The sequence below is a fragment of the Companilactobacillus paralimentarius DSM 13238 = JCM 10415 genome, assembly GCF_001434985.1.
Classification (GTDB): Bacteria; Bacillota; Bacilli; order Lactobacillales; family Lactobacillaceae; genus Companilactobacillus; species Companilactobacillus paralimentarius.
In genome coordinates this window covers 1-4,418 of the sequence record NZ_AZES01000166.1, presented here as the reverse complement: position 1 = coordinate 4,418, position 4,418 = coordinate 1, and the positions used below count along the sequence as shown (strand labels likewise).

At 34.1% G+C, this 4,418-nt stretch carries 4 protein-coding genes; 3 read left to right on the top strand and 1 reads right to left on the bottom strand.

The window, feature by feature from the left end:
- Nucleotides 1-508: 508 nt before the first annotated feature.
- Entirely contained in the window at nucleotides 509-1,243 is a 735-nt protein-coding gene (locus FD33_RS12355) for a YebC/PmpR family DNA-binding transcriptional regulator (protein WP_025086309.1), read from the top strand.
- A 33-nt stretch (nucleotides 1,244-1,276) separates the two neighbouring features.
- Here FD33_RS12355 and FD33_RS12350 read toward each other — a convergent pair whose 3' ends face one another.
- On the bottom strand, nucleotides 1,277-2,164 hold the full coding sequence (locus tag FD33_RS12350) for a MurR/RpiR family transcriptional regulator (RefSeq protein ID WP_056956014.1): 888 nt from the start codon (nucleotides 2,162-2,164) through the stop codon (nucleotides 1,277-1,279).
- Between the two features lie 170 nt (nucleotides 2,165-2,334).
- Between FD33_RS12350 and FD33_RS12345 the strand changes: the two genes are divergently transcribed.
- Together FD33_RS12345 and FD33_RS12340 are read left to right on the top strand one after the other, a co-directional pair.
- Nucleotides 2,335-3,375, top strand: a complete 1,041-nt coding sequence (locus FD33_RS12345) for a Gfo/Idh/MocA family oxidoreductase (protein WP_034544512.1) — start codon at nucleotides 2,335-2,337, stop codon at nucleotides 3,373-3,375.
- A 1-nt stretch (nucleotide 3,376) separates the two neighbouring features.
- Nucleotides 3,377-4,354: a Gfo/Idh/MocA family protein gene (locus FD33_RS12340; protein WP_025086306.1), complete on the top strand. Its 978-nt coding sequence runs from the start codon at nucleotides 3,377-3,379 to the stop codon at nucleotides 4,352-4,354.
- Nucleotides 4,355-4,418 lie beyond the last annotated feature (64 nt).

The following is a 4,418-nucleotide window of genomic DNA, read 5'->3' as shown; positions in this document are numbered from 1 at the left end:
GGTGTTTTTATTTTGAGCTTTTATTGAAAGTGGCTAACTTGATTATAAAATTCGCCTATTAAACATATTTATCGCAAGAAAAATAATTGAAATATTATTTAGTCTGGAGTAAGAATTGGAAATTTAATAACATTCATACTTTAACCAAGCTTAAGAAAGAATCTGTTTTACGGATTAATGATTTTTTTAAGTACTTTTAGAAAGTCTTCGGAAGTTAAAGAGTGACAAATAGCCTAATTTTAAGAACACTTTAGTAAGCGCTTGCGAAAATTCAACTAATGATCTGAAAATTTTTTCATAAACAGAAAATGATACTGATGGCAAAGTCCGTCTATTAGGCATTACACTAGAGTTTCTAACCTTAATCAATTTAGATTTTAAAAAATTCAATTGAGTTAAAGAAAATATCTTCTTTTATAGTTTATTTAGCCTACGGATATTGAAATACCGCGATTAGTTTGATAAAATTATATGCGGTTTACAATAATCATGAAAGAAGGAAACAGAAATGTCAGGACATTCAAAATGGCATAACATCCAAGGTAGAAAAAGTGCCCAAGATGCAAAACGTGGTAAAATCTTCCAAAAGCTGTCTCGTGAGTTATTCATGGCAGCTAAATCGGGTGGTGCCGATCCTAACGATAATGCTGCCCTTCGTTTAATCGTAGATAAAGCTCGTGCAGCTAATATGCCAAAGGACAACATCAAACGTGCCTTAGACAAGGCTGAAGGTGGCAGTGATGAACATTATGATGAAGTTACATACGAAGGCTACGCTCCAGGTGGAGTTGCAGTTCTAGTAGAAGCTTTAACAGATAACAAGAACAGAACTGCTTCTGCCGTACGTGTTGCATTTACCCGTAACGGAGGAAGCTTGGGCTCAAGTGGTTCAGTTGCTTACATGTTCGACCGTAAAGGTTACATTGTTTTGGATCGTACAAAGAATACCCAAGATGAAGATACTGTTTTGATGGATATCATGGACCTTGGCGCTGATGATCTACAAACATCAGATGACGCTTATGAAATCTATACTGAAGCTAAAGAATTTGCAGCCGTTCGTGATGGTTTGATCGAAAAGGGCTACGAACTTGCCGATTCAGAATTAACAATGATTCCTCAAAACACTACACCTGTTCCAGAAGAGAAAAAAGAACAATTTCAACATATGATTGATCAACTTGAAGATGATGAAGATGTTTCAGAAGTTTATACTGCTGCTGCAGATGACGATGAAGAATAAGTTCTTTAACTAAAAAGACCGTAAACATAATGTTTACGATCTTTTTTTATTTTCGGGAATACTATCGAGAATGTTATTTGAAGTTAATTTATTGTAGTTATTCTGCAATTTAATTAAGTTCTTTTTGTATGATTGAGAGTAAACGATAGCAAAGAGAGTGTCCAATAAATATTCAAAAGTGATTTGAGAAGCAAAAGTGCTGACTTTGAAAATATCGTATTCGTTTTGAATAATGGCAATGGTTTGAGATGCGTATTGAATCATTTTGCTGTCAGGATTACCAGTCACCAAAAGTGTAGGTACTTTCTGTTGCTTTAAAAATTTTATTAATTTTAAATAATTAGCACTGTTACCTGTATAAGAAAGAAAAATAGCTAAGTCGTTTTCATCCAGATTAACAGAAGTCCATGATTCATCGCTGTATTCCTCAGCAATGATGGCAAATTTATTAATCTTAACAAGTTTACTCTGAAAACCACGAGCTCGAATTTGTGTGTCACCAATTGCAAAGAGAACTAGGCGCTTGCTATCCATAATTTTGGCTGCAGCCGCGTTTAGTTCTTTTTCATTTATTTGGGCCAAAGTTCTTTTTACAGCGTTGATAGTTAAGTCAGAAATATTTTTTGCAATATCAACAGATGAATCAGTCGAAGAGAAGGGAAAATTGGCGTCAACATCATTCAATTTAATGATGTTTTGTTGCACGTCCTTATTGATATCTTGGCGCATAGCCCGAAAGCCACTGTAATCTAACTTTTTAGCAAAACGAACAATAGCCGAATGAGATGTATAGGTCTTTGAGGCTAAGGTTTGAATTGCCATAGTTGAAACGGCATCTAAGTTGTTTTCGATGTATTTAGCGATACGTTGTTCATTATCGGTCAAATCATTAATGTGAGTAATTCTATCTGAAAAAAGCATATATAGATCTCCTTTTAATCTGATTATACCGAATCCACTGAACATAATGTTTATGAGATTGGTGTAATTGATACTTATCTTTGTTCATAATGACCAGTTTCAAGTCAAAAGGTTATCAATTTAGTTTTTTGACTGTAAAGTATGTTTATGGATAAAGGGAGGAATCAATTATGAAAAAATTGACTATCGCATATATTGGGAATGGTAAAAGTGCTAATCGTTATCATCTACCATTTTCACTAAAATTGAAAGATCAAATTAAAGTAAAGACAATTTACGCCCGTCACATCAGTCACGATGTTTGGAAGAAAATTGATGGTATCAAATATACAACTGACATAAATGATATTTATAATGATCCAGAAATTCAATTAGTAGTTTTATCGGTTCCAGCTGGAGCACATTATAAATTAGCAAAAGAAGTACTCAATCATAATAAGAATGTGTTAGTAGAAAAACCATTTACGGAAACAGAGGCTCAGGCTAGAGAATTATTCCAATTGGCGAACGATAAACATTTATTGATTCAATGCTATCAAAATCGTCGTTATGATTCAGATTTTCTAACTGTTAAAAAAGTGATTGAAAGTGGAAAACTAGGAGATATCTTGGAAGTTGAGTCAACCTATGACTATTTTCGTCCTTATGTTCCAGAAGGTGAAAAGCAGTTCTCAGTTGGTCATAGTTTCTTATATGGTCATGCTTGTCACACATTGGATCAAGTGATTTCGTACTTTGGTAAAGCAGATAAGGTTCATTACGATGTTCGTCAGTTATTAGGTGAAAATCGAATGAATGATTATTTTGATATTGATATGTATTACGGAATTATGAAGGTTTCTGTCAAATCAAGTTTCTTTAGATTGGTACCACGTCCTAGTTTTACCGTTTATGGAAAAAAAGGTGTCTTCGCCAAACAAGATGTGGATCGCCAAGAAATCGATTTGAAGCATTTTTACATGCCTGATCACGATGACTTTGGTATTGATCGTCCAGAGGATTACGGTACTTTAACTTATTTAGATGATAGCAATCAATATCATCAAGAAAAAGTTGTTTCTGAAATTGGTGATTACAGTCGAGTTTATCAGGGACTGTATGATGCTCTTATCAACGGCAAACCAAAGACAGTTAAAGATGAAGAAACTATCTATCAAATTCATATGCTTGAAACCGGTATAAATGAAATTACGAAAAAAGAAGGTAAATAGGATGAAATTAGCAATATTTGGAGCAGGTATGATTGTTAAAGATTTCTTAACGATGATTCATGATATTCCTGAAGTTGAATTAACTGCGATTATGGGAACACCAAGAGATTTACCAACTATGGAAGAGTTACAAAAAAATAATCAGATTAAGAAGATTTATACTGATGCTCAAGAGTGTTTGGCCGATCCAGAAATTGATACGGTATACGTAGCATTGCCTAATTTTCTACATTATCAATTTTCTAAAATGGCATTGGAAGCTGGAAAAAATGTTATTTGTGAAAAGCCATTTACATTGAATTCAGCTCAATTGGTTGAGTTAAGTAAGTTAGCTCAGACTAAGGACTTGATCTTGGTTGAGGCAATTACTAATCAGTATTTGTCTAACTATCAATCATTGAAGCAGGCATTACCAGAATTGGGTTCCTTAAAGGTGATTGAATGTAATTACTCACAATATTCGCATCGTTATGACGCCTTCTTAGCTGGAAAAATTTTGCCAGTTTTTGACCCTAAAAAGGGTGGTGGTGCTCTAATGGATTTGAATATTTATAATATTCATTTTGTAATTGGTTTGATGGGCGCTCCTAAAGCAGTTCATTATTATGCCAACGTAATGCGAGGAGTTGATACTTCAGGTATTTTGGTGCTTGATTATCCAGAAACAAAGGTAGTATGCATTGCTTCCAAAGATTGTTCAGCCCAAGTTACTTCAACTATTCAAGGTAATAAAGGTTCGATTGTCGTTGATGGACCAACTAATGTAATGAAAGATTACAGTGAACAATTAAACGGTGCTGATTCTGAACAGATTGATAAGAAGGTTCATCCACACCGTATGTACGAAGAGTTTAAAACGTTCAATCAGATGATTGAACAGCATGACATGAATGCTGCTAGTGAAAGAATGAAACACAGTATGATCGTTATGAACGTAGTCGATGCCGCACTGAAGGATTCAGGAATCAAATTAGGCTAAAAAATATTCTCGAAAATTTCAATAACAAGTTAGCCACTTGGACAAAATAAATTGAATCCAAGTG

Bases quoted from the DNA above. Each gene is read 5' to 3' on its own strand.
- FD33_RS12355 (WP_025086309.1), top strand. From the start codon at position 509: ATGTCAGGACATTCAAAATGGCATAACATCCAAGGTAGAAAAAGTGCC.
- FD33_RS12350 (WP_056956014.1), bottom strand. From the start codon at position 2,164: ATGCTTTTTTCAGATAGAATTACTCACATTAATGATTTGACCGATAAT.
- FD33_RS12345 (WP_034544512.1), top strand. From the start codon at position 2,335: ATGAAAAAATTGACTATCGCATATATTGGGAATGGTAAAAGTGCTAAT.
- FD33_RS12340 (WP_025086306.1), top strand. From the start codon at position 3,377: ATGAAATTAGCAATATTTGGAGCAGGTATGATTGTTAAAGATTTCTTA.